We start from the raw sequence: 23,447 nt of genomic DNA, 5'->3' as shown, positions 1-23,447 counted from the left end.
GGCCGTCGACACCCCGCAGCAGCGGCCCGGACGGCGCCTCACCGGTCAGGTGACTGGTCCTCCTCCACGTACGCCCGGCGCAGATGCACCGGCGCCGCGGCGCGGCGGCGCACGCGGATGTTCAGCATCTCCACGCCCACCGAGAAGGCCATCGCGAAGTAGATGTAGCCACGCGGGATGTGCATGTCCAGGCCCTCGCCGATCAGCGCCATGCCGACCAGTACCAGGAAGCTGAGCGCCAGCATCTTGATGGTCGGGTGGCGTTCGATGAACTCATGAATGGCGCTGGCTGCCACCAGCATGATGCCGACCGAGATCACGATCGCCAGCACCATCACCGGGATGTCATTGGCCATGCCCACCGCCGTCAGCACCGAGTCGATCGAGAACACGATGTCGAGCAGCACCACCTGCACGATCACGGCCGCAAACGAGGCCACTGCGCGTGCCGAAGCGCCGCCTTCCTCGCCTTCCAGACCGGAGTGGATTTCCAGCGTGCTCTTGGCGAGCAGGAACAGGCCGCCGGCAATCAGGATCAGGTCGCGCCCGGAAATCTCGTAGCCGAGCAGCGCGAACAGCGGCTGGGTGAAGCCCAGCAGCCAGGACAGCGACAGCAGCAGCAGGATGCGCATGCCCATGGCCAGGCCCAGGCCGATCTGGCGCGCCCTGGCCTGCTGTGCGTGCGGCAGCTTGGCCACCAGGATCGACAGGAAAATCACGTTGTCGATGCCCAGCACGATCTCGATCGCGGTCAGGGCGCCGAGCGCCAGCCAGGCCTCGGGGCTCGACATCCAGCTGAAAAACTCCATTCAGGTCTCCTTTTTCGATTGTGATGGCACCACTGCTGTGGGAGCGCCGCCCGCGGCGCGCAGTGCGCCGGTCGCCCTCATGGCCGGTCCGTGAACACCCCGTCCACGCCCAGCGCCGCCAGCCGAGCCGCATCGTCGGCCGAGTTGACGGTAAACACCCACAGCCGGCAACCGGCGCCGTGCGCGGCGCCCACCGCCGCCGCGTCGACGTATTCCAGCGCGCAGCCGATGACACTGGCCTGCACCGCCCGCGCCGCGGCGCAGGCTGGCCCGGTCACCTGTTCGGTAAGGACGCCAAGCGGCAGGCGCGGCAAAGTGGTGCGCAGTGTCGCCAGCTGGGTCCAGTCGAACGAAGAGGCCAGCAGGTCACGGCTCGACCAGCCGCCGGCCAGCGCCTCGCGCAGCAGCGGCAGCAGCAACGGCGCCACGCCCGGCCCTTTCAGTTCCAGATTCACACCACAGCGGCCGCAGCACAGATCCAGCACTTCGCCCGGCAGCGGGATGCGCTCGCCGTGGCCGGCATCGAGCGCCCGCAGCGCCGCCAGCGGCTGATCGGCGACCGCTCCGTGACCGTTGGTGGTGCGCTCCAGGGTTTCGTCGTGGATCACCACCAGGCCGTCGGCACAGGCCTGCACGTCCACCTCCACCCACGGCGTGCCCAGATCGATGGCGCGGCGGATGGCCGCCAGGGTGTTCTCCGGCGCCTCGCTACTGGCGCCGCGATGGGCGATGCGCAACACGTTTCAGTCGGCCGCATCCAGGCGGGCGCGGTCGGCCGGCGAGGCGCAGCTGACGCCAAGGTCGTTCACCAGGCCGTCGGCGATGCCGTAAATCCAGCCGTGCACGGTCACTTCCTGGCCACTCGCCCAGGCGCCGCGCATCACGGTGCTGTCGCACACCGCCCGCACCTGGGCGCGCACGTTGTGCTCGCACAGCGCATTCAGGCGCTGGTCGGCCGGCAGGGCGTCGATGTCCCGGTGTTGCCGGTAGACGGTTTCGATGTTGCGCAGCCAGTTGTCGATCAGGCCCAGCGGCTGGCCGTCCAGCACCGACTGCACGGCGCCGCAGCCGTAATGCCCGCACACGATCACGTGGTCCACGCGCAGCACCTCGACCGCGTACTGCAGCACCGCCAGGAAGTTCAGGTCGGTCTGGTGCACCAGGTTGCCGACGTTGCGGTGCACGAAGATCTCGCCCGGCAGCAGGCCGACGATCTGGTTGGCCGGCACGCGGCTGTCCGAACAGCCGATCCACAGGTAATGCGGACGCTGCTGGCCCAGCAGGCGGGTGAAGAATTCCGGATCGCTGGCCGTGGCGCGCGCCGACCAGGCGCGGTTGGCCTCGATGAGTTTGTTCAGGTCGGACATGGGGGAGTCGCGTGGCAGGTGATCGGGCCATCCGGACGAGACCCGGACAGGCAAGGATTATGCCGGTGTCACAGCACCCCTGCGCTGCGCAGGGCGGCGATGTCGGCGGCACTGCGACCCAGCAGGCCGCCCAGCACCGCGTCCGTGTGTTCGCCAAGGCGCGGTGGCGGCAGGTGGTAGCTCACCGGCGTATCCGAGAAATGAAACGGACTGCCGACCAGCGGCACCTGGCCGGCCGCCGGGTGCGCCAGCTCGATGCGCAGGCCGCGCGCCGCGACCTGCGGCAGCTCGAACACCTGCGCCATGTCGTTGATGCGCCCGGCCGGCACGTCCACGGCGCACAGGGCTTCTTCCCAGGCCAGTGCCGGGCGGGTGGCGACAATTTCCTGCAGCAGTGCGATCAGTTCCACCCGGTTGCGCACCCGGCCGGCGTTGGTCGCGTAGCGCGCGTCGTCGGCCAGCGCCGGCACACCGGCCACTGCGCACAGACGCCGGAACTGCGCGTCATTACCAACCGCCAGCACCAGCGGTCCATCGGCGGCCTGGAACACCTCGTAGGGCACGATGTTGGCGTGCGCGTTGCCGTAGCGGCCCGGCACCTTGCCGCCGATGAAGTAATTCATGGCCATCACCGCCATGCTGGCCACCTGCACGTCCAGCAGCGCCAGATCGATGTACTGCCCGCGGCCGCTGACGCCGCGCTGCACCAGCGCCGCCAGCACGCCGATGGCCGCGTGCATGCCGGTGGTCAGATCGGCGTAGGCGATGCCCAGCTTCTGCGGCCCGCCGCCGGGGCGGTCGTCGCGCTCGCCGGTGACGCTCATCAGCCCGCCCATGGCCTGGATGATGAAGTCGTAGCCCGGACGGCTGGCCAGCGGGCCGGTCTGCCCGAAGCCGGTGATCGAGCAGTACACCAGGCGCGGATTGATGGCAGAAAGGTCCTCGTACGCCAGGCCGTAGCGCGCCAGGTCGCCCACTTTCAGGTTCTCCAGCAGCACATCGCTGAGCGCCGCCAGCTCGCGCACCAGCGCCTGCCCCTCGGGCCGCGTGAAGTCCACCGTCACCGACTGCTTGCCGCGGTTGGTGGCAAAGAAATAGGCCGCGTCGGGCGTGTCCTGGCCGTCGCGGTCCTTCACGTACGGCGGTCCCCAGGAGCGGGTGTCGTCGCCGCGGCCGGGACGCTCGATCTTGATCACCTCGGCGCCCATGTCGGCCAGCATCTGGCTGCACCACGGCCCGGCCAGCACGCGCGACAGGTCGAGCACGCGCAGGCCTTCCAACGGACCCGCCATCAGGCGCGCTCCAGGATCACGGCCAGGCCCTGCCCCACACCGATGCACAGGCTCACTGCCGCATAGCGACCACCGCCGGCGACCAGCTGGCGCGCCGCGGTCAGCGCCAGCCGCGCACCGGAGGCGCCCAGCGGATGGCCGATGGCGATGGCGCCGCCGTTGGGATTCACGCGCGCGTCGTCGAAGGGCAGGTCGAGCAGCTTCAGGCACCCCAACACCTGCGCCGCGAAGGCCTCGTTGATCTCGATGACATCGAGGTCTGCCAGCCGCACGCCGGCCCTCGCCGCCGCCTTGGGGATGGCCAGCGCCGGGCCGATGCCCATCAGGCGCGGCGCCACGCCCACCACAGCGCCCGCCAGGATGCGCGCCAGCGGCGCGATGCCCAGCCGCTCGCCCAGCGCCCGGCTGCCGACCAGCAGCGTCGCGGCGCCGTCGTTGATGCCCGAGGCATTGCCGGCGGTGGTCACGCCACCGGCCTCGAGCGGCCGCAGTTTGGCCAGCGACTCGGCGGTGCTTTGCGGGCGCGGATGCTCGTCTTCGGCCACCCGGATCGGCGGCGCCTTGCTGCCGCTGGGCACTTCCACCGGGGTGATCTCCCCGGCAAAAAAGCCGTCCGCCAGCGCCCGCGCGTAACGGGCCTGCGAGCGCGCGGCATAGGCATCGCTGTCTTCGCGGCCGATGGCGTACTCGCGCGCCACGTTGTCGGCCGTCTGCGACATCGTGTCCTCGCCGAACTGGGCGCCGATCAGCGGGTTCGGAAAGCGCGCGCCGATGGCTGAATCGAACACCTTGAAATCGCGGCTGAAGGCCTGCTCGGCCTTGCCGACTACGAACGGCGCCCGGCTCATGCTCTCCACACCACCGGCCAGATAAAGCCCGCCCTCGCCGCAGCTGATGGCGCGAGCCGCGTCCAGTACCGCCGCCAGCCCGGACGCGCACAGGCGATTGACCGTCTGCCCCGGCACGGCTTCACCCAGCCCGGACAGCAGGGCAACGTGGCGGGCGACGTTGCGAGCATCCTCGCCGGCCTGGCAGGTACAGCCCAGCAGCAGGTCCTCGACCGCCGCCTCCCCCAGCGCAAAGCCGGCCAGCACCGCCCGCGTGACCTGCGCCGCCAGATTGTCCGGCCGCAGCGGCGCCAGCGCCCCGCCGTGGCGGCCAAAGGGCGAGCGCAGACCGCCGTAGATATAAGCGTCGAGCATGACCGAACCCGTATCAGATGAAAGGCAAAACGATTTCAGGACGCAAAGCGCCCCAGCGCCGCCGCCGCGGCCGTGCGCAGCAAAATCGCGTCCGCGGCAATCAGGAAAAAGCTCGCGCCCAGCGCGCCATAGCCGGCCGCGATGTCCGGGTCGGCGCAGTACACGCCGGCCGCCTTGCCGGCGGCGCGAATGCGCGGCAGGGCCTGTTCGACGGCGGCGCGCACGTCGGCGTGCATCGGCTGGCCCAGATGGCCCAGCGCCGCGGCCAGATCCGCCGGCCCCAGGAACACGCCATCCACGCCTTCCACGGCGGCAATGGCGTCCAGGTTGTCGAGCCCGGCCAGGGTCTCGATCTGCACCGCCAGGCACAGTTCGTTTTCTGCTTGCGCGTAGTAGTTCGCCACGTTGCCCCAACGCGCCGCCCGCGCCATGCCGGCGCCCACGCCGCGGATGCCGCGCGGCGGATAGCGCATGGCCGCCACCAGCGCCTGCGCCTGCGCGGCCGTGTCCACCATCGGCGCCAGCAGGCTCTGCACGCCAAGGTCCAGATACTGCTTGATGCGCGCCGCGTCGTGATCCGTCGGGCGCAGCACCGCCTGCACCGGATAGCCGGCCAGCGCCTGCAGCTGCGCCAGCACCGAGGGCAGATCGTTTGGCCCGTGCTCGCAGTCGATCAGCAGCCAATCGAAACCGGCGCTCGCCATCAACTCCGCCGCGTGCGCATCGCCCAGCGCCAGGAAGGCGCCAAACTGGCGGCGGCCGTCGGCGAGCGCCTGCTTGAAGGTGTTTTCCGAGACATTCATGGCCAGGCGCGTGCGGTTGCTGACGGACTAACAGCCTCGGGCAGACGGGATGACATGGGCGACGCTCTCGTTCAGTGACTCCAGAAGTGCATTGTCACAAACGAACGGCAGCCGCGCCTGCCACGCCTTCCCTAACGCTCGTTTGACCGCCACCCGCGCCCCGCCTACGCTAGCGCCGATACGGAGCGCACACGAGGAGCGGCACATGGACGTGACTGGACTGATCAACACCCGCGAGGGCTGGGTCGACCGGCGGATTTTCTGGGACCAGGCCATCTACGAGCAGGAACTGGAGCGCGTGTTCGCCCGCGCCTGGCTGTTCGTGGCGCATGAAAGCGAGCTGCCCCGGCCGGGCGATTTCCTGACCACCTACATGGGACAGGACAGCGTCATCGTGGCCCGCCACACGGACGGGCGCATCCGCGTGTTCACCAACTCCTGCACCCACCGCGGCAACCGCATCTGCTTTGCCGACGGCGGCAACGCGCGCCAGTTCACCTGCAACTACCACGGCTGGTCGTTCGGCACCGACGGCGCCCTCATGGGCCTGCACGAGGAAGCCCACTACGCCGGCTGGATCGACAAGTCCCACTGGGGCCTGCAAAACGCCCGCGTGGAAACCTACAAGGGCCTGGTGTTCGCCTGCTTCGACGCCGACGCGCCGTCGCTGGAGGACTACCTGGGTGACTACCGCTGGTACCTGGACATCGTGCTCGACCAGACCGACGAGGGCACCGAGTTCATCGGCGGCTGCGTGCGAAACGACTTTCAGGCCAACTGGAAATTCGGCGTCGAGAACTTCACCGGCGATTCCCTGCACGCCTCCTGGACGCACGACTCCGGCGCCAAGGCCATGACCTACGGCAAGCCGGTGCCGGACTTCATGCCGGTCGAGCAGGACTCGTTTCACGCCAACGCCAACGGCCACGGCTGGGAAGGCGGCACCGACGGCCTGGGCACGCTGGGCATCATGAGCCTGCGCCGGCCGGTGATCATGGCCTACTACCAGCAAAAACGCGCCCAGATGGCGCGCCGCCTGGGCGAGCTGCGCGCCACGCGCCTGTTCGGCTCGGTGGTGTCGGCCTCGGTGTTCCCGAACTTCTCCTACCTGCCCGGCATCGGCACCATGCGCGTGTGGCACCCCAAGGGTCCGCGGCGCATCGAGCTGCGCGCCTGGACCATCGTCAACCGCGACATGCCGGACGAGGTCCGCAATGCCATGCGCGACGCCTGCATGGAAACCTTCTCCCCGAGCGGCGTGTTCGAAATGGACGACGGCGAGAACTGGGAAAACGCCACCCGCGCCAACGAGGGCGTGGTCACCCGCCGCCAGCGCCTGCACTACGGCCTGCGCGTGGGCACCAGCCGCCGCGACGACCCGGACCTGCCGGGCAACATCAGCCGCCCGATGTACAGCGACGTGAACCAGCTCGCCTTCTACCAGCGCTGGATGGATTTCATGACAGGACAATCGTGGCGGGACATCCCGCGCGTGCGCTGAGGAGGCCCGCCATGAGCATCGACAGTTCCAACGACCAGGCCTTGTGGTTCGCCGTGAACCGCCTGTACGCCGCCGAGGCGCGCTACCTGGACCAGGAAGACTACGAACGCTGGTTCGGCCTGCTGACCGAAGACCTGCACTACTGGATGCCGACCCGCGAGACGCGCTTTCGCCGCGACGAAACCGCGCCCGACCCGCAGCGCATGAACTTTTACAAGGAGACGCTGGAGTCCCTGCGCATGCGCGCCTCGCGCCTGGACACCGGCACCGCCTGGTCCGAGAACCCGCGCACCCGCTACCGGCACCTGATCACCAACGTCGAAGTCTTCCCCGCCAGCGGCAACGAAATCCGCGCGCTGTCGAACTTCATCGTCTACCGCCACCGCCTGGAGCGGGAAGAAGCCTGGCTGGTCGGCCAGCGCGAGGACCTGCTGCGCACGATCGAGGGTGAACTGCGGATTGCCCGGCGCACGATCCTGCTCGACCAGAGCGTGCTGCTGTCGAAGAATCTGAACGTGTATCTGTGAAACGGATGGTTGCTGACATGGGCGGTCGCATGACGACCGCCCATGTCAGCCCGGACCGGCTATCGCTCAGCCGCGCCCGCCGCGAGGCGCGCTGCGCGAGGGGCCGCCCGGCCGCCGCCCAGCGCCTTGCTGCGGCCGACCCCGCATCGGCGGCCGGGAGTCTGGCTGCGCCTGCACTGCGTGCGGCGAGGGTTCGTAGCCGGGCAGCACCTGCGGCGAGATGCGCTGGTTGACCAGCCGCTCGATGCTGCGCAACAGGCCGATTTCGTCCGGCGCCACCAGCGAGATGGCCTGGCCATCGCGCCCGGCCCGACCGGTACGGCCGATGCGGTGCACGTAATCGTGCGGCACGTCCGGCAGGTCGTGGTTCACCACCAGCGGCAGCTGGTCGATGTCGATGCCGCGGGCGGCGATGTCGGTTGCCACCAGCACGCGCACATCGCCGTTCTTGAAGCCTTCCAGCGCCCGCGTGCGGGCACCCTGGCTCTTGTTGCCGTGAATGGCGGCGCTTTTCAGACCGTCCGAATCGAGCTGCTCGGCCAGGCGGTTGGCGCCGTGCTTGGTGCGGGCAAACACCAGCACCTGCTGCCAGTTGTTGCTGCCGACCAGCCAGGACAGCAGCTCGCGCTTGCGGCCCTTGTCGACGGCGTAAGCCACCTGCGTGATCTGGCTGACGGTCGAGTTGCGCGGCGAGACGTCGATTTCCACCGGCTGGTGCAGGAACTGCGATGCCAGCGAACGGATGTCGCTCGAGAACGTGGCCGAGAACAGAAGGGTCTGCCGCTGTTTGGGCAGCAGGGCAAGAATCCGCCGAATGTCGCGAATGAAGCCCATGTCGAGCATGCGGTCGGCCTCGTCCAGCACCAGGATTTCGACCCGGTCCAGAACGCAGTTGCCCTGCTGCAGGTGATCCAGCAAGCGGCCGGGTGTGGCCACCAGCACGTCAAGACCGCGCGCCAGGGCATTGGTCTGCGGGTTGATGCCGACGCCGCCGAAGATCACGGCGCTGCGCAGGCGAAGCCCGCTGCCGTAATCCTTGACGTTCTGCCCGACCTGGGCCGCCAGCTCGCGGGTGGGAGTCAGCACCAGCGCGCGGACCGATTTGGGTCGCGCCGGCTGCTCGCTGGCCGCCAGGCGCTGCAGCATCGGCAGCGCAAAACCGGCGGTCTTGCCGGTGCCGGTCTGGGCTGCGGCCAGCACGTCCTTGCCGGCCAGAATGACCGGGATGGCCTGCTGTTGAATGGGCGTAGGGGCATCGTAGCCGTGCGCAGACACGGCACGACACAGCTCGGCGCGCAGGCCGAGAGTCGAAAAAGGCATACAGATTCCTGATGTGGGCCTGCGCAGGGCGAGCCTGCGTACGGTCCAGGCAAAGCGGGGATTGACGGGCCCGAAAGTGGGCTTCAGCAGACAGGGCGCGGACCGAAGTGCGCCCAGTGATGGCGCGCAGTGTACCCCACGCGAGCCTGTATGCTTCGCACGCCCACGATCCCGGACCGTCACGACGCCTGTTCAGACCGCAAGCCGCCCCGATGCAGCGACCCAACCGACGCAACTACTACCGCATCCTGCAGGTGCAACCGGACGCGCACGAGGCCGTCATCCGCACCGCCTACCGCACGCTGATGCAGAAGCTGCGCCTGCATCCGGACCTGGGCGGCGACGGCGCCACCGCGGCGCTGATCAACCAGGCCTATGCCGTGCTGTCGGACCCGGCACGACGCGCCGAGTACGACGCGCGACTCGGACCGCATTCCGCGCGCGCGGCGCCCCAGGCCGCTCAGGAACCGATGCCAGTCGCGACAGCAACGCCTCACGTGTCGGCGCCCCAGCGCGGGGACGATCCGGGCACCTGCCCGTTCTGTGCCACGCAGGTTCCTCACGCGACAGCAAAAAATTCAGCCCTGCGCTGTAGCGGTTGCGCGAGCCCGTTATCACCGCCCCCCGCAGCGAGGCGACTGAGCGCAACAAGACGCGCGTTCGAACGACAAGCCGTGGCGGCACCAGTCGAGTATTTCCTGCGTGGCACGACTGCCCCCACGCCGGCTGCACTGCGGGATTTTTCGCCGGCCGGCGCCCAGCTGACGACACCCGGGGCGCTGCCGGCGAACACCGTACTGGCGCTCAAGACGCCCCTGTTCGATGCCCTGGCACGGGTGGTGCGCTGTGAGCCGGCCACGGACACGCCCGGCCAGTGGTTGCTTCGGCTGGAATTCCTCACCCTGGCCCTGACGGCGCCCGCCGGCAGCCTGGTGTCTACCAGCGCCTGATTTGTCCCCGCTTGCACCCAATCTGCGAAACCGACCTGCGCAATGTTGCGCTCGGACCTTTCTAACCGCCGAAATAAATGATTAATTTTGAAAAGTCACTCGCCGCGCGAATGCAAAAAAATATCACTCAATGTGATTCTTTCAACTGCATGATTGCGCATGTATTCTGCCGAATCCAGTAGGTCGTGGGCTGCGTATTCATCAAATACGACCTTCAAGAACTTGCCCAGAACGACTCGCGATATTGGCGCAGTGATTTTGTTTCCGAGGCACCATTGATAGGGATCTCTCGCGCCCTTCCTGAGGTTGCATGCCGCACACGCACGAACCATATTGTCAATATTGTCCGGCCCCCCGATAGACCGGGGAACGATATGCTCCCAATGAAGTGAACCAGTTGTCGTTCCGCAATACGCGCAAACATCACCCATCAATAAAAGCTGTTTGTTTTCGGAGAGGATGGAAGATGGCGTCGCCCTCCCATGCATTAACTTCTGATGGGTAAAATTCACAAATTTATAGTTCAGCCTATCCCCAACAGCTTTTTCTGAAATGAGCTTCGCATACTCCCAATAAATCAACTCACGAACAGTTGCAAACACGCGAGGCATGCTTTGGCCTAACAGCAGCGCTTCACCTTGGACCAGGCGGTCGCCTGTCGCCAACTGAAAAACTCGCGCCGCCCGAGCGGCGCGCTGTCCGGATGCGCCGCCGCGTGGTGTGCCAGGTAACGCTCATAGGCATCGTCGCCGGACACTTCCCGCAGCCAGGCCCAGAACGCGCGCAGCGCCTTCATGCGCGGCCCCCGGCGGGCATCGCCGCCGACGATCGGCGCCAGTGACGCAGACAGACTCGCGCCGTATCGGCCAGGATCAGCCACAGCAAGCCCGCGAACAGCACCGTTAGCCAGCCGTCCAGACGCATGTTGAATATGAGCTGCGGGGCAACCGCCGCCTTCTCGGGCGGCAGCGCGCCTGCGGCCAGCTTCGCGGCCAGATCATTGGCACCGGCGAAAAAGCCCAGCCGCGGATCGTCGCTCATCACCTTCTGCCAGGCGGCGGTGCTGGTGACCGCCGTCAGCCAGGCCAGCGGCAGGCCGGTGACCCAGAAATAGCGCTCGCGCCCGGTCTTGACCAGGATGGCGGTGCCCACGCACAGGGCGATGGCGGCCAGGATCTGGTTCGAAATTCCGAACAGCGGCCACAGGATGTTGACCCCGCCGGCCGGATCGATGACGCCGATGTACAGAAAATACCCCCAGGCGCCGACCACCAGCGCGCTGCACAGCAGCACCGACGGATACCAGCTGGTGCGCCCCAGCGCCGGCACGAAGTTGCCCAGAAAATCCTGCAACATGAAGCGCCCGACGCGCGTGCCGGCGTCGAGCGTGGTCAGAATGAAGATCGCCTCGAACATGATGGCGAAGTGGTACCAGACCGCCAGCAGTCCCTGCCCGAAGGCACTGCTGAAGATACTGGCCATGCCCACCGCCAGGGACGGCGCGCCGCCGGTGCGACCAAACAGCGTCGCCTCGCCCATCTCGCGGGCCAGGGCCTGCATCTGGTCGAGCGCCACCGGAAAACCCCAGGACGAGATGGTGGCCACCGCCTGCGCCCCCTCCCCCACCACGCCGGGCGCGGTGTTGATGGCAAAGAACACGCCCGGCTCGAGCACGCAGGCAGCGATCAGCGCCATCAGCGCCACGAAGGACTCCAGCATCATGCTGCCGTAGCCGATCATGTGGATGTCGCGCTCGTCGGTGAGCAGCTTGGGCGTGGTGCCGGAGCTGACCAGGGCGTGGAAGCCCGAAATCGCCCCGCAGGCGATGGTGATGAACACAAAGGGGAACACCTTGCCGGCAAAGATCGGCCCGCTGCCGTCCACGAACTGCGTCAGCGCCGGCATGTGCAGTACGGGATTGAGCCAGACGATGGCCACCGCCAGCAGCGCCACCGTGCCCAGCTTCATGAAGGTCGACAGGTAATCGCGCGGGGCCAGCAGCAGCCACACCGGCAGCACCGCCGCCAGGAAGCCGTACACCATGATGGCGTAGGCAATCGGCAGCGGCCCGTGATCGAACCAGGTGCGCAGCAGCGGGTGGTGATCCACCCAGCCGCCGCCCCACACCGCCAGCAGCAACAGCGCCACGCCGATGGCGCTGCCCTCCAGCACCCGGCCGGGGCGAATGTTGCGCATGTAGACGCCGACCAGCACCGCGATCGGAATGGTCGCCGCCACCGTCGCCGTGGCCCAGGGGCTGTGCTTCATGGCGTTCACGATCACCAGGCCGAGCACCGAGATCAGGATCACCAGGATCATCAGGGTGCCGACCAGCGCCGCGCCGCCGCCGACCGGCCCCAGTTCGTCGCGCGCCATCTGGCCCAGGCTGCGGCCATCGCGGCGGGTCGAGCAGAACAGGATCACCATGTCCTGGATGCAGCCGCCGAGCACCGCGCCGATCAGGATCCACAGCGTGCCCGGCAGGTAGCCGAACTGCGCCGCCAGCGTCGGCCCGACCAGCGGCCCGGGACCGGCAATGGCGGCGAAGTGATGCCCGAACACCACCCAGCGGTTGGTGGGCACGAAGTCCCGGCCGTCATCGATGCGCACCGCCGGCGTCGGCCGGCCGTCGACCAGCAACACCCGCGTCGCCACCCAGACGCCGTACACGCGATAGCCGATGGCATACACGCACACCGCGGCGGCGATCAGCCACCAGGCGTTGATCGGCTCGCCGCGGGCCGTGGCGATACCAGCGAACGCCAGCGCGCCCAGGACGGTCGCGGCAATCCAGAACGCAGCCCGGGCCAACGATTTCATGCACATCCCCCTCGCATCAGTAGCGGTTCGCCGTGCGGCGTCCGAGCGCCAATGCTAACTGCTGGACGCCAGCAAACGCCGCGGCGACGGCACTCGGAGCGGGTGCACTATGCTTGGCAAATGCCGCCCGGATGCCTGCAATGAGCCAGTCCGATACCGACCGCTGGGAAGCCCGTTACCGGACCGGCGACGCCGCCTACGCGTCCAGGCCGTCGTCGTTTGTGATGGACTGGCTGGCGCGCCTGCCGCGCGGGCGGGCGCTCGACGTCGCTTGCGGCCTGGGCGCCACGGCCATCGCGCTGGCCGAGGCCGGCTTCCAGGTCGAGGCGATCGACATCGCGCCCACGGCGCTCGCCCGCGCCCAGGAGGAAGCACAGCGACGCGGCGTGACGGTCGACTGGCGCTGCGCCGACCTGGCCGACTGGCGCCTGCCCGAAGCCCGTTACGACCTGATCGTGAACATCCACTTCGTTAACCGGGATCTGGTCGCGCAGTTCGCGGATGCCCTGAAGCCCGGCGGCTGGCTGCTGTTCGAGCAGCACCTGCGCTGGCCGCAGCCGGTCGCCGGACCCGGTTCGCCGCACTTTCGCCTGCGCCCCGGCGAGCTGCGGCATCTGCTGTGGCAGCTGGACGTCGTGCAGTACGAGGAAGGGCTGTTTCCGGGCGCCGAGGCCGATAGCCGCTTCGCTCTAGCCCGTGCCGTGGCGCGAAGGTCTCCGGCCGGCGCCGACGTAAAATGACCATCCCGCACGATTGAACCGCAGCGAACAGGCATGGACAGCAGCGATCTGAACGTCATCCGCGCCCTGCTGGGCTGGGTCCGGGCCGGCGCATGGGCGCATCTGGTCACCGTCACCCACACCTGGGGATCCTCGCCACGGCCGGTCGGCTCGCTGCTGGCGGTGGGCGGCGCGGGTCAGCTCATGGGCTCGGTGTCCGGCGGCTGCGTGGAGGACGATCTGGTTGCGAAGCTGCGCGGCGGTCAGGTCGCCGCCAGTGGCCCGGAACGGCTCATATACGGCCTCAGCCGCGAGGAAGGCGAGCGCTTCGGCCTGCCCTGCGGCGGCACGCTGGAGCTGGTGTGCGAGCCGGTGACGCAGGCTGGCGACATGGCCGAGGTTCTCGCGGCGCTCGAACAGCGCCACGCCATCACCCGCGAACTGAACCTTGCCAACGGCGCCAGCCGCCTGTTGCCGGCCGGCCCGCACACCGCCGCCTGCACCCTGCGGGACGAGCTGCTGCGCAAGGTGTTCGGGCCGCAGTGGCAGCTGATCATCATCGGCGCCGCCGAACTGTCGCGCTGCATCGCCCAGCTCGCGCAGGCGCTCGACTACCACGTCGTGGTCTGCGATCCGCGCCAGGACTACGCCGCCGCCTGGGACGTGCCGGGCACGGAACTGGTCAGCGGCATGCCGGACGAGGTGATCCGCGTCCGCGTCACCGACGAACGCTCCGCCGTCATCACCCTCACCCACGACCCGCGCGTGGACGACCTGGCGCTGATGCAGGCGCTCGAATCACCGGCCTTCTACGTCGGCGCGCTCGGCTCGCAGCGGACCACGGAAAAACGCCTCGAACGCCTGCGGCAACTGGACCTGCCGGACGCGGCCATTGCCCGCCTGCACGCGCCGATTGGCCTGCCGATCGGCTCGCACGCGCCGATGGAGATCGCGGTCGCCATCGCGGCCGAGCTGATCGCCGCCCGCAACGGCGCGCTGGCCGGCGCTCATGCGCGGCTGATCGATCAGGTTAGCCGCAAGGCCGTCAGCGCCGCGTGACGATAGGGATCCTGCTGGCGGCGGGCGCCGGCTCGCGCTTCGGTGGCGACAAGCTGCTGGCGTCACTGCACGGCAGGCCGCTGGTCCTGCACGCCGTGGCTGCCCTGCGCCCGGCCGTGACCGAAATCATTGCCGTGGTGCGCCCGGGCGACGAAGAACTTGCCGCAGTGCTCACGCGAGCAGGCGCGCGCGTCGCGGTTTGCGATCAGGCCGCGGCCGGCATGGGCCACAGCCTGGCCTGCGGCGCCCGGCTGGCGCCTCTGGATTGCAATGTAGTCGTGGCCCTGGGCGACATGCCGGCCGTCGCCCCGCACACCATCAAGCGCATCATCGCCGCGCTCGATGCCGGTGCCGCCATCGCCGTGCCCTGCCATCAGGGTCGGCGCGGCCACCCAGTGGGCTTTGCCGGCCGGCTTGTGCCGGATTTGCGGTCATTGACCGGCGACCATGGCGCCCGCCACGTACTGCTTGAAAACGCGGCCTCGGTTCAGGAAATCGAAGTTGACGATCCGGGCGTGCTGCTGGACGTGGACACCCACGGCGCGTTGCGACAGGCCATGCAGGCCATGCCGACAGACTCCTGATCTAAAGCATTCCGTGACGACAGCGAGCTGACGCCGGCTTGGGCGAGGCGCGGGTCTGCGGTATCCTGCGCAGCGTCGATGACCGTTCGGTCAGCCCGGCGCCTTGATCAAACCCGACCCCCAAACCCTGTCGCGCGCCTTGCGCGGCGGGCCGCTGTTTCGCCCGACACACGCCGCCGGAGGTAAGCGCCATCCCGTACCCGCAGACTGTTACCCGCATCACCGGCCGGCAGCACCGTCGGCCCGTATCCATCAGGACAAGGAAGACCATGTTCAGCAAATCCATACAGATTCTGGGCGCCGCTGCGCTGCTCGGGCTGGTGTCCGGCGCGCAGGCGCAGGACATTGCCCCAGGCACCGTCATCAACGCCGCCAACATCGACCAGGTCAAGACGCAGACTTTCCAGGGCAAGCCCCTGGCCGACCTGATTCTGCCCACGCAGGAGAAGATGATCCGCGAGCTTGGCCTGCAGATGCGCCTGCAGTCGACTCAGCAGATACAGGTCGACCCCCGCATGGCCGCCGCCACCAAGGAAAACGCCGGCAAGGCCAGCCTGGACGACAAGAACCGCCTGCAGAACTTCGTCACCGGCATGCCGTTCGCCAGCATCGACGCCAACAACCCGGCCGACGGCATCAAGCTGGCCTACAACTTCATGCGCGGCCCGTGGTACGCCGATGTGTTGGACTACAACCCGATGTACTTCGCGCTGATCAACGGCCAGAAGGGCTTCGAGCGCGAGCAGCATTGGCGTTTCGGCCGTTACCTGGCCGACGGCGCCATCAACCCGGCACTGAAGGATCCCAATGGTGAGATCGCCAAGTACGAGGTAGTGCTCAACAAATACCCCAACGACTCGCGCGGCCTGGGCGTGCTGACCATTCAGTACACCGATGCCCGCCTGCCCGACGTGTATGCCTACGTGCGCAGCGTGCGCCGCGTGCGGCGCCTGTCCAGCAATGCCTGGGCGGATCCGCTGTCCTCCACCGACTTGCTGAACGACGAGTCCTTCGGCATGAGCCTGGACCCGTCCTGGTACCAGGAGTGGAAGCTGCTGGGCAAACGCTGGATCCTGGGTTCCGCCCATTCCACGGTGGCGGTGTCCACCGATAGCGGCAACCGCTTCCCGATGATCGACGCCACCAAGGCGCCGTACTGGAACATCCTGGACGACTGGGAGCCGCGTGAAGTGTTCGTGGTCGAGGCCACGCCTGGGCCGGGCCACCTGCTCAGTCGCAAGGTGCAGTACTACGATGCTGAACTGCACGCGCCGATGCTGCATTGGCAGGAGTTCTACGACAAGAAGAACGAGCTGTGGCGCATCGAGAACTGCAACTATCGGCCGACCAAGCGCGACGACGGCAGCATGGCGCAAACCGTGTCGTACGTGCCGGTCTACGACCTGCAGCGCCTGCACGCCACGATCGTGTTCGCCGACCCGCAGGGCCGGCACAACTACGAAGGCGCCAAGGCCGCCGACTTCACGCCGGGCGCCATCCCGCGCCTGATCAACTGACCACAGCGCTGGCGCGGCCAGCGCACCCTCAAACGCAGCGGACCCACAAGGTTCTTGCGAGCGCCCACAGGCTTACCGGCCTGTGGGCGTTTTTTATGCCCGCCGGCGGCGACTGCCGGCCGCCCGTCGCCAATGCTAAGGTTCACGCTCACCACATCGACAATGAGGAGAGCGCGTGGACAAGGCCGAATTCTTCGCCAACGCCCGCCCCGACACCCAGGGTCCGCTGACCGGCATCCGCGTGCTGGAGGCCACCAACTACGCCTCCGGGCCGGTGTGCGGCATGATCCTGTCGGACCTGGGCGCCGAGTCGGTCAAGTGTGAGCTGCCGGGCACCGGCGACCCGAACCGCTTCGTGCCGCCCTTCATCAAGGACCAGCGCGACGGCGAATCGTCCGTGGTCTACAACACCATGAACCGCGGCAAACGCTGCGTGACGCTGGATTTCCGAAAGCCCGAAGGCCAGGAACTGTTCCGGCGGCTGGCGGCCAAGGCCGACATCCTGATCGAGAACTTCTCGCCCGGCACCATGGACGCCTGGGGCCTGGGCTACCAGGCCATCCGCGCCATCAAGCCGGACATCATCTACACGTCGATCTCCGGCTTTGGCCAGTTCGGCCCGCTGTCGCACAAAAAAGGCTTCGACCCGGTCGGCCAGGCGATGGGCGGTTTGATGAGCGTCACCGGCGAGGCCGGCGGCCGGCCGCTGCGCGCCGGCACGGTGATCGCCGACGACATGGCCGGCTGGCAGGCCGCCATCGGCACGCTGGCGGCGCTGCATCATCGCGATCGCACCGGCGAGGGCCAGTGGATCGACGCGTGCCTGACCGACTCGCAGCTGTACGCCACCTCCTACGGCATCATGGCGGCAGCCGAATGCGACTACATCTGGCAGCGCTCGGGCAACGCCATCGGCGGCGGCGCGCCCATGAACACGTACAAGACCGCAGACGGCCACTGGCTGTGCCTGTTCGCGCCGTTCGAGAAACAGTGGCTGGCCCTGTGCGGCGTCATGGGCCAACCGGAACTGGCCAGCGACCCGCGCTGCGCGGACTGGAACGCCCGCGTCGCCAACGCCGAATTCATCGATCTTGAAGTCGCCGCCTGGATTGCCACGCAGACCGCCGACCAGGCCGAGGCCACGCTGGAGGCCGCCGATCTGGTGGCCGCGCGGGTCATGGATTTCGGCGACATCGTCAAGTTCCCGCACTACCACGCCCGCGACATGATCGTGAAGACCGAGCACGCCGTGCACGGCCCGATCACCCACTACGGCGTTGCCACCAAGCACTCGCGCACCCCCGGCGGCGTGCGCCGGGCAGCGCCGCTGCTGGGCGAGCACAACGCCCAGATACTGGGCGGCGAACTGGGCATCAGCGACGCAGACCTGGCCCAGCTGAAGGCCAAAAAGATCATCTGACATGCCCACACCCCCGAAGCTGCTGGACCTGATCGGCGCGCTGGTGGCCACGCCGTCGGTCAGCAGCTTCGAGGCCGATCTGAACCACGGCAACCGGGCGGTCATCGACCTGCTCGCCGGCTGGCTGGAGGACCTCGGCTTTCACATCGAAATCCAGGACCTGCACACCGACCCGGCCAAGGCCAACCTGATCGCGACCCTGGGCCAGGGCGAGGACGGCCTGATCCTGGCCGGGCACACCGACACCGTACCCTGCGACCCGGCGCTGTGGCAGCGCGACCCATTCACCCTGCGCGAAGCCGACAACCGCCTGTACGGCCTGGGCACTGCCGACATGAAGGCGTTCCTGGCGCTTGCCATCGAGGCCGTGCGCGAGCTGCGCGCCCGTGACCTCAAGCGCCCGCTGGTTCTGCTGGCCACCGCCGACGAGGAAAGCGGCATGCTGGGCGCGCGCCGCCTGGCCGAAAGCGGCCGGCGCCTGGGTCGGCACTGCATCATCGGCGAGCCGACGGGCCTGAAACCCATCCGCCAGCACAAGGGCATCTTCGACGAGCGCATTCGCCTGCTCGGCCACGCCGGCCACAGCAGCGATCCGGCGCTCGGCAACAGCGCGCTGGAGGGCATGCACGCGGTGATCGGCACCCTGCTCGCCTGGCGCGACGAACTGCAAGCCACCCATCGCGACCCGGCCTTCGGCGTACCGGTGCCGACCCTGAACCTGGGCCACATCCACGGCGGCGACAACCCGAACCGCATCTGCGGCGAGTGCGAGCTGACGCTGGATTTTCGCCCGCTGCCGGGCATGACCATCCCCGAACTGCGCGATGAACTGCGGGCGCGGGTGCAGGCCGTGGCCGACGCGCGGGGACTTGCGGTGGAATTCGAGGCCATCTTCGACGGCCTGCCACCGCTCGCCACGGCGGCCGACGCGCACATCGTGCGCCTTGCGGAACAACTGAGCGGTGCCGTTGCCGGCGCCGCGGCCTTCGGCACCGAGGGCCCGTACTACGACGCGCTCGGTAGCGAGACGGTCATCCTGGGCCCGGGCGACATCGCCCAGGCGCACCAGCCGGACGAGTTCCTGGCCCTCGACAGGCTGGGCCCGACCGTCGCCCTGCTCCGCCAGGCCGTCGCCCACCTGTGCACCTGATGCATCGCCGCCCTGCCCCGTGCCGACTCCAGATCATGGCCGGCACGGACGTGGCAGGCATTTGCGCGTCCAGTCACAAGCATTTCCCGGCTCCCGAAGCCGGCGTTTCTCCATTCCCTGCAGCACAGGCAACCGTAAATGACACCCGCCCTTAGCGTTGACGAACTGATCGACCGGCGCCCCTTGTCTGCAACGCAGTGGTGGGTGCTTGGCCTGTGCACGCTGATCGTGTTGCTCGACGGTTTCGACGTGCAGGCAGCCGCCTTCTCCGGTCCTGCGCTGGCGGTTGCCTGGCAACTGGAACGCTCGGCCATGGGGCCGGTCTATGCGGCTGGCCTTGCCGGCATGGCGGTCGGCGCGCTGCTGCTCGGTCCGCTTGGCGACCGTTACGGTCGCCGGCCGGCCTTGCTGCTGAGCGTGCTCGCGTTTGGCGGCTGCACGCTGCTGACGGCCTGGGCACAGAACTTCGAGCAACTGCTTGCGATGCGGTTCGTCACCGGGCTGGGACTGGGCGGGGCGCTGCCAAACACCACCGCGCTGATCAGCGAGTACGCGCCGCGACGCCACCGCAACCTGTGCGTGGCGGTCACCTTCCTGGGCATTCCGCTGGGCGGCATCGTCGGCGGACTGCTGGCATCCTGGCTGCTGCCGCGCTACGGCTGGCCGTCCGTGTACCTCGTCGGCGGCCTGGCGCCGCTGGCGCTGCTGCCGCTGCTGTGGCGGATGCTGCCCGAGTCGGTGAGCTTTCTGGTCAGCAAGGGCGCCACTGCACAGGCCGACGACATCCTGCGACGCATCGACCCGGCCGCCGCCGCCCTCGTCAAGCCCGCCGAGACGGCCGCCACGGCGTCGCACTTTCCGGTGCGTGTGCTGTTCGAGCCCGGCTACGCGGGCGACACGCTCAAGCTGTGGGCCACGTTTTTCACCAACCTGATCGCCGTCTACTTCCTGATCAGCTGGATACCGACGCTGATCGTGGAGGCAGGCTTCGAGCTGCGCTACGCCACCTGGGCCACCGTGGCGCTGAATCTGGGCGGCGCGGCCGGCCCGCTGCTGCTGGCCAGGCTCACCACCCTATGGGGCACGCGCCGGGTGCTGCCCGCCACACTGCTGCTGGCGGCACTGAGCGTGATCATCACCGGCCGCGTCAGCCAGTCGCTGCCGCTGCTGCTGGTGCTGGTGTTCTGCTGCGGCTTTTTCAGCTTCGGCGCGCAAATCAGCCTCAACACGCTGGCCGCCCATATCTATCCGACCCGCGCGCGTTCGACGGGTGTCGGCTGGGCGCTAGGCATCGGCCGCATCGGTTCCATCCTGGGGCCGCTGGTCGGCGGCCTGCTGCTGCAGATGAAGCTTGGCCTGGCGAACTACTTCCTGGTCTTCAGCACGCTGCTGTTTGCCGCTGCCGCGTCGGCCTTCGTCGTGCGGCGGCACCAGCCGCCGGACAGCTCAAAAACCCGGGCAGGATGAGCGCCGCGAAACTCGCCCGGATAGGTGGGGCTTCGAGTCACTCACGGCTTGCCGCGCCGGGCATCGCGACCCGCTCGAGCAAAGCCGTGACTGCCATGAACTCGCATTCTTCCATCGAGGCGATCGGTATCGGCTTTTCCTGCCCGTCCCTCAGACGGCCTGATCGACCCGCCCGATGCAGTGGTACTCGAAGCCGCGCGCCGTCATGTGGGCCGGGTCGTAGACGTTGCGCAGGTCCACCACCACGCGCCCGGTCATGCGCGCCCTGACCTGGTCGAGGTCCAGGCCGCGGTATTCGTTCCACTCGGTCAGCAGCACCAGCGCGTCGGCTCCGTCCAGCGTGCTGTAGGGATCATCGCAGTAGTCGATGGCCGACGGCAGCAGGCTGCGCGCCTCGGGCATGCCCTTCGGATCATGGGCGCGGATGTGCGCGCCGCGATCCAGCAGCGGCGGCAGGATGGCCAGCGCCGGGGCCTCGCGCATGTCGTCGGTGTTCGGCTTGAAGGTCAGGCCCAGCACGGCGATGGTCTTGCCGGCCTCGCTGCCACCCAGCGCCTGGCGAATCTTGAGCACCATGCGCGCCTTCTGGGCCGCGTTGACCTCAACCACCGCCTCCACGATGCGCGACGGGGTGCCGGCCTCCTGCGCCATGCGGATCAGCGCCAGGGTGTCCTTGGGAAAGCACGAACCGCCATAACCCGGCCCCGGATGCAGAAACTTGCGCCCGATGCGACCGTCCAGGCCAATGCCGCGCGCCACGTCGTGCACATCGCCGCCCACGTGCTCGCACAGCTGCGCCATCTCGTTGATGAAGCTGATCTTGGTGGCCAGGAACGCGTTGGCGGCGTACTTGATCAGTTCGGCCGTCTCAAGACCGGTCACCACGATCGGCGTCTCGATCAGGTTCAGCGGCCGGTACAGCTCGCGCAGCAGCGCCTCGGCGCGCGGGCTCTCGACGCCCAGCACCACCCGGTCCGGGCGCATGAAGTCGCCAATGGCCGCACCCTCGCGCAGGAATTCCGGGTTGGAGGCAACGTCGAAGTCGGCCTGCGGATTGACCTCGCGCACGATGCGCCCGACCTGACGGGCAGTGCCCACCGGCACCGTGGACTTGTCCACGATCGCCGTGTAGCCGGTCAAATGCTCGGCCACCTGGCGCGCGGCCGCGTACACGTAGCTGAGGTCGGCGTGGCCGTCGCCGTGGCGGCTGGGCGTACCGACGGCGATGAACACCAGATCGGCCTCGCGCACCGCGGCCGCCAGGTCGGTGGTGAAGCTCAGCCGGCCGGCGCCGGCGTTGCGGGCCACCAGTTCATCCAGGCCCGGCTCGTAGATCGGAATCTCGCCCCGCCGCAGGCGCTCGATCTTGCCCGGGTCGATATCCACACACATCACGTCGGCACCGAAATCGGCAAAACATGCCCCCGACACCAGGCCCACATAGCCGGTTCCAATCATCACCACATTCATGCGCGGGAACTCCCTTTGCGTGCCGGCACACGCGCCAGCGTCGACAGACGCTATCTTAGACTGCCAAAGGAAACAGGCATGGCGCAGCTACCCGAAGACTGCGCCGCAAGCGTAGACAGACCCAGCAGTGCCGGGTCGATCTGCTACTTGACCAGCAACACCGGCCGGTCGGCGAGGTGCAGTACCTCGCTGGCCACCGAGCCCAGCAGCGCGCCCTTGACCCCGCCCAGGCCGCGGGTGCCCATCACGATCTGATCGCAGCCGTGGCTGGCGGCGAACTCGGCGATGGTGGCGGCGATGTCGCCCACCACCACGTGCGATTCGGCCCGCATGCCGCTTGCCGCCAGAATCGTCTCGACCGGCTCCAGGGCGGCGCGGGCTTCGTCCCGGTAATAGCCGTCCAGGGCTTCCTGACTCAGGAAACGCCGCACCAGCCCAGACGCCACCGGCGGCTGCACATTCAGCAGCAGCACGGTCGGCGGCCCGGCCAGATACTCGCCCATGGCCGCCACGTGGCGGGCGGCTCGCAGGGCGTGTTCGGAGCCATCGACGGGCAGCAGGATTTTCATTGCTCGCGCTCCTTGTGTGTGTCGGTCTGGCCACCGCCCGGCGCTGCCAGCGGCACCTCGTGCGCGGGTGCCGGCAGGCGCGCTGCCAGCCATTTCCCAACGATCACCACCAGCAAGGCGCCCAGCACCGGCGCCACCCGGTGCACATACGGCACGGTGGCCGTCAGCCAGTCGCGCATCAGGCCGTCGGTGACCATCATCTCGGCCGCCACGTAGCCAAGCAGGGCAGCGCCAATGACGATGATGACCGGATAACGGTCCATCAGCCGCAGCAGCACGGCGCTGCTGAAGATGATCAGCGGGATGCTGATCGCCAGGCCCAGGATCAGCAACAGGGCGCTGCCCTTGGCGGCGGCGGCAATGCCGACGACATTGTCGAGGCTCATTGCGACGTCGGCGACCAGAATGGTGCGTACGGCGCCTGCCAGCGTCGTGCTGGTGGGACCGTCGTGGCCACCCTCGCTGCCTTGTGGACGCAGCAGGCTCACGCCGATCCACAGCAACAGCAAGCCACCGGCCAGCTTCAGGCCGGGGTAACTCATCAGCGCCGCGGCCATCAGTGCCAACACGACGCGCATGGCGATGGCGGCGCCCGTGCCCAGCAGCACCGCCCGGCGACGCTGCGCCGGTGGCAGGCCGCGCGAAGCGAGCGCGATCACCACCGCGTTGTCGCCCGACAGCACGATATCGATACCGATGATCTGCAGCAGGGCGATCCAGAACGCGGCACCGGAGGGTATGTCGTGCATGGGCAGGGCCGTTGGGGAAGGCCGCGCATTCTAACCGGCGCACCAGCGGAGTATCGTTGGACTTCCCGCCCAAGCCGTGGGGCTCGCACTGAGCCACACCTGAGCAGGTTGCCGCGTCCCGAGGCCCGAGCACTGCGGACCGGCCCGCTGCA

At 68.3% G+C, this 23,447-nt stretch carries 23 protein-coding genes; 10 read left to right on the top strand and 13 right to left on the bottom strand.

The window, feature by feature from the left end:
- Nucleotides 1–38: 38 nt before the first annotated feature.
- The 6 genes from PG2T_RS13720 to PG2T_RS13695 form a co-directional block, all read right to left on the bottom strand.
- Nucleotides 39–809, bottom strand: a complete 771-nt coding sequence (locus PG2T_RS13720) for a TerC family protein (RefSeq protein WP_068806701.1) — start codon at nucleotides 807–809, stop codon at nucleotides 39–41.
- 77 nt (nucleotides 810–886) lie between these two features.
- Nucleotides 887–1,549, bottom strand: a complete 663-nt coding sequence (locus tag PG2T_RS13715) for a glycerophosphodiester phosphodiesterase (RefSeq protein ID WP_068806699.1) — start codon at nucleotides 1,547–1,549, stop codon at nucleotides 887–889.
- A 3-nt stretch (nucleotides 1,550–1,552) separates the two neighbouring features.
- Nucleotides 1,553–2,176, bottom strand: a complete 624-nt coding sequence (can, locus tag PG2T_RS13710; RefSeq protein ID WP_068806697.1) for a carbonate dehydratase — start codon at nucleotides 2,174–2,176, stop codon at nucleotides 1,553–1,555.
- 68 nt (nucleotides 2,177–2,244) lie between these two features.
- Nucleotides 2,245–3,468 carry a CaiB/BaiF CoA transferase family protein gene (locus tag PG2T_RS13705; protein ID WP_068806695.1) on the bottom strand — a complete coding sequence of 408 codons (1,224 nt, stop codon included), beginning with the start codon at nucleotides 3,466–3,468 and terminating at the stop codon, nucleotides 2,245–2,247.
- Entirely contained in the window at nucleotides 3,468–4,670 is a 1,203-nt protein-coding gene (locus PG2T_RS13700; protein WP_068806693.1) for a 3-oxoadipyl-CoA thiolase, read from the bottom strand. Before PG2T_RS13700 ends, PG2T_RS13705 begins: the two co-directional genes overlap by 1 nt.
- Before the next feature lie 35 nt (nucleotides 4,671–4,705).
- Nucleotides 4,706–5,473, bottom strand: coding sequence for an HpcH/HpaI aldolase family protein (locus PG2T_RS13695; protein WP_083214948.1), 768 nt, complete (start codon nucleotides 5,471–5,473; stop codon nucleotides 4,706–4,708).
- Between the two features lie 205 nt (nucleotides 5,474–5,678).
- Here PG2T_RS13695 and PG2T_RS13690 point away from each other — a divergent pair, with 205 nt between their 5' ends.
- Both PG2T_RS13690 and PG2T_RS13685 read left to right on the top strand, forming a co-directional pair.
- Nucleotides 5,679–6,974 carry an aromatic ring-hydroxylating dioxygenase subunit alpha gene (locus PG2T_RS13690; protein ID WP_068806688.1) on the top strand — a complete coding sequence of 432 codons (1,296 nt, stop codon included), beginning with the start codon at nucleotides 5,679–5,681 and terminating at the stop codon, nucleotides 6,972–6,974.
- An 11-nt stretch (nucleotides 6,975–6,985) separates the two neighbouring features.
- Nucleotides 6,986–7,501: an aromatic-ring-hydroxylating dioxygenase subunit beta gene (locus tag PG2T_RS13685; RefSeq protein ID WP_068806686.1), complete on the top strand. Its 516-nt coding sequence runs from the start codon at nucleotides 6,986–6,988 to the stop codon at nucleotides 7,499–7,501.
- A 66-nt stretch (nucleotides 7,502–7,567) separates the two neighbouring features.
- Here PG2T_RS13685 and PG2T_RS13680 read toward each other — a convergent pair whose 3' ends face one another.
- Nucleotides 7,568–8,821 (bottom strand): DEAD/DEAH box helicase, encoded by a 1,254-nt coding sequence (locus PG2T_RS13680; RefSeq protein WP_145931103.1) that lies wholly within the window; start codon nucleotides 8,819–8,821, stop codon nucleotides 7,568–7,570.
- A 212-nt stretch (nucleotides 8,822–9,033) separates the two neighbouring features.
- Here PG2T_RS13680 and PG2T_RS13675 point away from each other — a divergent pair, with 212 nt between their 5' ends.
- On the top strand, nucleotides 9,034–9,771 hold the full coding sequence (locus tag PG2T_RS13675; RefSeq protein WP_068806683.1) for a DnaJ domain-containing protein: 738 nt from the start codon (nucleotides 9,034–9,036) through the stop codon (nucleotides 9,769–9,771).
- A gap of 95 nt (nucleotides 9,772–9,866) precedes the next feature.
- On the opposite strand, the gene PG2T_RS15650 is transcribed toward PG2T_RS13675, so the two are convergent.
- Genes PG2T_RS15650 through PG2T_RS13670 form a run of 3 tightly spaced genes read right to left on the bottom strand, consistent with a single transcriptional unit; the run spans nucleotide 9,867 to nucleotide 12,591 of the window.
- Nucleotides 9,867–10,382 (bottom strand): HNH endonuclease, encoded by a 516-nt coding sequence (locus PG2T_RS15650; protein WP_083214946.1) that lies wholly within the window; start codon nucleotides 10,380–10,382, stop codon nucleotides 9,867–9,869.
- An 8-nt stretch (nucleotides 10,383–10,390) separates the two neighbouring features.
- The gene (locus PG2T_RS15645) at nucleotides 10,391–10,567 is read right to left on the bottom strand and encodes a YbdD/YjiX family protein (protein ID WP_075968195.1); all 177 of its coding nucleotides are present in this window, start codon (nucleotides 10,565–10,567) and stop codon (nucleotides 10,391–10,393) included.
- Complete coding sequence (locus PG2T_RS13670; RefSeq protein ID WP_068808409.1) at nucleotides 10,564–12,591, bottom strand: carbon starvation CstA family protein; 2,028 nt, start codon at nucleotides 12,589–12,591, stop codon at nucleotides 10,564–10,566. The genes PG2T_RS15645 and PG2T_RS13670 overlap by 4 nt, the downstream gene beginning before the upstream one ends.
- Nucleotides 12,592–12,731: 140 nt before the next feature.
- Between PG2T_RS13670 and PG2T_RS13665 the strand changes: the two genes are divergently transcribed.
- The 7 genes from PG2T_RS13665 (at nucleotide 12,732) to PG2T_RS13635 (ending at nucleotide 20,507) form a co-directional block, all read left to right on the top strand.
- The gene (locus PG2T_RS13665; protein WP_068806680.1) at nucleotides 12,732–13,331 is read left to right on the top strand and encodes a class I SAM-dependent methyltransferase; all 600 of its coding nucleotides are present in this window, start codon (nucleotides 12,732–12,734) and stop codon (nucleotides 13,329–13,331) included.
- A gap of 33 nt (nucleotides 13,332–13,364) precedes the next feature.
- Nucleotides 13,365–14,369 carry an XdhC family protein gene (locus tag PG2T_RS13660; RefSeq protein ID WP_068806677.1) on the top strand — a complete coding sequence of 335 codons (1,005 nt, stop codon included), beginning with the start codon at nucleotides 13,365–13,367 and terminating at the stop codon, nucleotides 14,367–14,369.
- A complete protein-coding gene (locus tag PG2T_RS13655) occupies nucleotides 14,366–14,953 on the top strand; it encodes a nucleotidyltransferase family protein (RefSeq protein ID WP_068806675.1) in 588 nt (195 codons plus the stop codon). Before PG2T_RS13660 ends, PG2T_RS13655 begins: the two co-directional genes overlap by 4 nt.
- A gap of 269 nt (nucleotides 14,954–15,222) precedes the next feature.
- A complete protein-coding gene (locus tag PG2T_RS13650; protein WP_068806672.1) occupies nucleotides 15,223–16,470 on the top strand; it encodes a DUF1329 domain-containing protein in 1,248 nt (415 codons plus the stop codon).
- A gap of 175 nt (nucleotides 16,471–16,645) precedes the next feature.
- Nucleotides 16,646–17,890, top strand: a complete 1,245-nt coding sequence (locus PG2T_RS13645) for a CaiB/BaiF CoA transferase family protein (protein ID WP_068806669.1) — start codon at nucleotides 16,646–16,648, stop codon at nucleotides 17,888–17,890.
- A 1-nt stretch (nucleotide 17,891) separates the two neighbouring features.
- The gene (gene argE, locus PG2T_RS13640; protein ID WP_068806667.1) at nucleotides 17,892–19,040 is read left to right on the top strand and encodes an acetylornithine deacetylase; all 1,149 of its coding nucleotides are present in this window, start codon (nucleotides 17,892–17,894) and stop codon (nucleotides 19,038–19,040) included.
- A 138-nt stretch (nucleotides 19,041–19,178) separates the two neighbouring features.
- Nucleotides 19,179–20,507, top strand: coding sequence for an MFS transporter (locus PG2T_RS13635; RefSeq protein ID WP_068806664.1), 1,329 nt, complete (start codon nucleotides 19,179–19,181; stop codon nucleotides 20,505–20,507).
- Between the two features lie 150 nt (nucleotides 20,508–20,657).
- Here the strand turns inward: PG2T_RS13635 and PG2T_RS13630 are convergent, their stop codons facing one another.
- The 3 genes from PG2T_RS13630 to PG2T_RS13620 form a co-directional block, all read right to left on the bottom strand.
- Entirely contained in the window at nucleotides 20,658–21,977 is a 1,320-nt protein-coding gene (locus PG2T_RS13630) for a UDP-glucose dehydrogenase family protein (RefSeq protein WP_068806660.1), read from the bottom strand.
- A gap of 143 nt (nucleotides 21,978–22,120) precedes the next feature.
- Nucleotides 22,121–22,546: a universal stress protein gene (locus PG2T_RS13625; protein WP_068806657.1), complete on the bottom strand. Its 426-nt coding sequence runs from the start codon at nucleotides 22,544–22,546 to the stop codon at nucleotides 22,121–22,123.
- The gene (locus tag PG2T_RS13620; protein ID WP_068806654.1) at nucleotides 22,543–23,295 is read right to left on the bottom strand and encodes a TerC family protein; all 753 of its coding nucleotides are present in this window, start codon (nucleotides 23,293–23,295) and stop codon (nucleotides 22,543–22,545) included. The genes PG2T_RS13625 and PG2T_RS13620 overlap by 4 nt, the downstream gene beginning before the upstream one ends.
- Nucleotides 23,296–23,447 lie beyond the last annotated feature (152 nt).

The sequence above is a fragment of the Immundisolibacter cernigliae genome (assembly GCF_001697225.1).
In the GTDB taxonomy this organism is placed as follows: Bacteria; Pseudomonadota; Gammaproteobacteria; order Immundisolibacterales; family Immundisolibacteraceae; genus Immundisolibacter; species Immundisolibacter cernigliae.
The sequence above is the reverse complement of the archived record's forward strand: the minus strand, read 5'-3'. Positions and strand labels throughout refer to the sequence as shown.

Coding starts and splice junctions, on each gene's coding strand:
- PG2T_RS13685 (WP_068806686.1), top strand. CDS start 6,986: ATGAGCATCGACAGTTCCAACGACCAGGCCTTGTGGTTCGCCGTGAAC.
- PG2T_RS15650 (WP_083214946.1), bottom strand. CDS start 10,382: ATGCCTCGCGTGTTTGCAACTGTTCGTGAGTTGATTTATTGGGAGTAT.
- PG2T_RS13695 (WP_083214948.1), bottom strand. CDS start 5,473: ATGAATGTCTCGGAAAACACCTTCAAGCAGGCGCTCGCCGACGGCCGC.
- PG2T_RS13665 (WP_068806680.1), top strand. CDS start 12,732: ATGAGCCAGTCCGATACCGACCGCTGGGAAGCCCGTTACCGGACCGGC.
- PG2T_RS13705 (WP_068806695.1), bottom strand. CDS start 3,468: ATGGCGGGTCCGTTGGAAGGCCTGCGCGTGCTCGACCTGTCGCGCGTG.
- PG2T_RS13620 (WP_068806654.1), bottom strand. CDS start 23,295: ATGCACGACATACCCTCCGGTGCCGCGTTCTGGATCGCCCTGCTGCAG.
- PG2T_RS15645 (WP_075968195.1), bottom strand. CDS start 10,567: ATGAAGGCGCTGCGCGCGTTCTGGGCCTGGCTGCGGGAAGTGTCCGGC.
- argE (WP_068806667.1), top strand. CDS start 17,892: ATGCCCACACCCCCGAAGCTGCTGGACCTGATCGGCGCGCTGGTGGCC.
- PG2T_RS13625 (WP_068806657.1), bottom strand. CDS start 22,546: ATGAAAATCCTGCTGCCCGTCGATGGCTCCGAACACGCCCTGCGAGCC.
- PG2T_RS13720 (WP_068806701.1), bottom strand. CDS start 809: ATGGAGTTTTTCAGCTGGATGTCGAGCCCCGAGGCCTGGCTGGCGCTC.
- PG2T_RS13675 (WP_068806683.1), top strand. CDS start 9,034: ATGCAGCGACCCAACCGACGCAACTACTACCGCATCCTGCAGGTGCAA.
- PG2T_RS13690 (WP_068806688.1), top strand. CDS start 5,679: ATGGACGTGACTGGACTGATCAACACCCGCGAGGGCTGGGTCGACCGG.
- PG2T_RS13660 (WP_068806677.1), top strand. CDS start 13,365: ATGGACAGCAGCGATCTGAACGTCATCCGCGCCCTGCTGGGCTGGGTC.
- PG2T_RS13700 (WP_068806693.1), bottom strand. CDS start 4,670: ATGCTCGACGCTTATATCTACGGCGGTCTGCGCTCGCCCTTTGGCCGC.
- PG2T_RS13630 (WP_068806660.1), bottom strand. CDS start 21,977: ATGAATGTGGTGATGATTGGAACCGGCTATGTGGGCCTGGTGTCGGGG.
- PG2T_RS13635 (WP_068806664.1), top strand. CDS start 19,179: ATGACACCCGCCCTTAGCGTTGACGAACTGATCGACCGGCGCCCCTTG.
- PG2T_RS13650 (WP_068806672.1), top strand. CDS start 15,223: ATGTTCAGCAAATCCATACAGATTCTGGGCGCCGCTGCGCTGCTCGGG.
- PG2T_RS13670 (WP_068808409.1), bottom strand. CDS start 12,591: ATGAAATCGTTGGCCCGGGCTGCGTTCTGGATTGCCGCGACCGTCCTG.
- PG2T_RS13680 (WP_145931103.1), bottom strand. CDS start 8,821: ATGCCTTTTTCGACTCTCGGCCTGCGCGCCGAGCTGTGTCGTGCCGTG.
- can (WP_068806697.1), bottom strand. CDS start 2,176: ATGTCCGACCTGAACAAACTCATCGAGGCCAACCGCGCCTGGTCGGCG.